This is a genomic window from Flavobacterium buctense, assembly GCF_014486695.1.
Taxonomy (GTDB): domain Bacteria; phylum Bacteroidota; class Bacteroidia; order Flavobacteriales; family Flavobacteriaceae; genus Flavobacterium; species Flavobacterium buctense.
In genome coordinates, this window is sequence record NZ_JACTAB010000022.1 from 1 (window position 1) to 2,679 (window position 2,679).

Annotated in this window: 3 protein-coding genes; all 3 read right to left on the reverse strand. The window is 30.6% G+C overall.

From position 1 onward, the window contains the following. Window positions 1–135 precede the first annotated feature (135 nt). Window positions 136–657 (reverse strand): barstar family protein, encoded by a 522-nt coding sequence (locus ICG50_RS12950; protein WP_187661321.1) that lies wholly within the window; start codon window positions 655–657, stop codon window positions 136–138. A gap of 167 nt (window positions 658–824) precedes the next feature. After that, window positions 825–1,385 (reverse strand): hypothetical protein, encoded by a 561-nt coding sequence (locus ICG50_RS12955; protein WP_187661322.1) that lies wholly within the window; start codon window positions 1,383–1,385, stop codon window positions 825–827. Between the two features lie 148 nt (window positions 1,386–1,533). After that, window positions 1,534–2,061: a YcxB family protein gene (locus ICG50_RS12960; RefSeq protein WP_187661323.1), complete on the reverse strand. Its 528-nt coding sequence runs from the start codon at window positions 2,059–2,061 to the stop codon at window positions 1,534–1,536. Window positions 2,062–2,679: the final 618 nt, after the last annotated feature.

Genomic DNA, 2,679 nt, shown 5'->3' on the forward strand with positions numbered 1-2,679 from the left:
CTTGCGGCTTGCAACAGCTGCGACGATTTATTACTGATGATTCCAAGTACAAAACTTGGCTTTGAATTTTCGAAGAAAATTCGGTGGACAAACCAAGCCACGCAGTTGTTGCAAACTGCTGTTAGCGGTAGTACATTATAGCCTTTCTCCTTCGAACCACTCTTTATCATTCCAAAGATAAAAATTCACAGCTCCGATAGGTTGAATTATCTTAAACTTGGGATTGTCAACTTGGATTAAAACTAAGAGTTTTTGGCCAATAACAAATTTTCTTCTGGCATGTGTCGCGAAAATATCAAGTAAAGAGTATATACTTTCTAAATCCAGGTTATTTAAGTGTCTGAAAACAACAACAACTCCATTGTTATCTATTTCATAATCGATTAGACAGTCGTCCAAAGCAGCAAAATTTTCACCTACATAGTCAAGAAAGTTTTGTTTGCCTTGTAAAGCAAAATGCAGTTCGATATCGCTATTTATATCATTACAGTCAAATTCTACAATTTTATATTTTTTCTTTTGGAGTAAATCGATGTCATAGTTTATAATGTCTTCTTTGTAATACAAACTGAGAAATCCTTTACCCATAATTCCAAGGTCAACTTTTTCATCTCTCAATTTCTTCCATTTTTCAGGGCTATTTTCCAAATTTTCCATTTTCTTAGATTTACGTCTGATGTATTACCGCTAACGTATTGCGGCTTGTGATAGTGGCGTTATTCAATCACTTACCATTCCAAATATAACTAAAATTTCAATCAGCGAATACATTTCCGATAAAGACAAAACCAGCCATTATCACAAACTGCTGTTATGTGTAGTGCTTATACTTTTTTCACAAACTTTGTCTTGTCTAATTCTTCCAGCAACATTTTGTCCATTTTCTCATTCAAAGTATCAAATCGAATTTCGCCGGAATAATGAATAAATCCTAACAAGTTTTCTTTTTCGTCCAGAAAATGATAATAAGCAAAATCGGAGTCACATCTTGTCAAAACAAAGAAGTGTTTGATGAACTTTTCGAGTTCTGTTAAGTTTACTTTAACCGCGCCATTAAAGCGCTTGTTGATTTTTTGTTCTTTGAAATAGTCTATAGATTCAATTAAAGGTTTATAATTTTTTCTTTCTTCAGTAAATTTTGAAATCCAGTTTCTGTCGTAATCTCCAAAAAATATCAAACTTTCAACACTCAGATTTTTATAAAGCTTAGTGATTTCACTTGACAATATTTTGATTAATTGAGTTTGTGAATTATGTTCTAACGTTAACCAATAATTACTATAAATTTTTGGATAAAATGAAATTTCCTCGTCTTTTACAAAATCTCTGAGAGGAAATTTTCTGTATTTAATTAGGCAAATATTTCGGTTAATTTTCTCTATCATAATTTCGGATGTGGCATTACACATAACGTCTTGCAGCTTGTAACTGCTGCGATGATTTATTACTGATGATAACAAATATAAAACTACTTTTTGAATTTTCGAAGAAAATTCGGGATAAGCCCAAGCGCGCAGTAGTTACAAACTGCTGTTAGCGGCTGGTTTTATTTTCTATCCTTGAGTCTATAAAGTTTAAAATCTCATTGTAATTCTCTTCACCAACTTCTGATTTTCCAACTACAAATGGTTGGAATTTTTTTGTAATGAGAAATATATTTTCATCTTTTATCATGTATTGTAGAAAATCATTCCAGTTAATTGTTACGTTCCCCGTATGATTGCCATATTTTAAACCGTCATCATTGAACTCAAAAATAGCAATAGGATTTTCTTTAAAAGTTGCAATAGTTTCTAATTGTTCAGCTTCATACTTCTGAGTAATTTTTTTATTCTTGAAGTGAAATTGGTAATAAGTAAACAAGTTTATTGAACCAAGCATAACAAAAAGATATCCTATGTTGTTTTTTCCAACTACAATCAAAGCACCGATCAATACCAAAACTAATCCAAAATAGTTGGAGTTTTTGTAATATCTTTTCTTCCTTCCATAACCCATTTCATAAAGCAATTCCATTTGCCTTCTATAAATTGATTCATTAAAGTGAAGTTCTAATTTCATACGAGTGGTCTTAAACTTGCCGCTAACGTATTGCAGATTGTGATTGTGGCGTTCTTCACTCACTTGCGTTTCCAAATATAACTAAAATTTCAGTCAGCCGATACATTTCTGATAAACCCAAAACCAGCCATAATCACAAACTGCTGTTAGCAACAGTACCTTAAAATTTCAAAAACTATCCAACCTATTCCATAAACTAAAAATATTGGCGCCAAACAAATTATAAATTGATACCAATTATCGGTTGATGTTGCATAATCAGATTCGTCATCTTTCCATAATACATTATACTTTTTAGAAAAATATATATGGCGATTATATTTTTTTAAAATTTTATTGTCAAAGTATTTATATAACACAAGAAAAACAAGTGGATAAAAAGTTATAAATACACTTATTTTTTCATTTTCAACTTCTCCAAACAAAGTTAAAAACGAAACTATGGGAAAAACTACCGAAAAATATAAAAAGAAATTATATGTGTTTTTATCTCTAAATATTTTATGCCATGGTGGATTTACGATAAATGCAAATACAAATATTATTGAAATTACAAGACAAAGTTTATTCAAAATATCCATTATTCGTGATTCTTTAACTGTAGTTTTGGGTATTGTT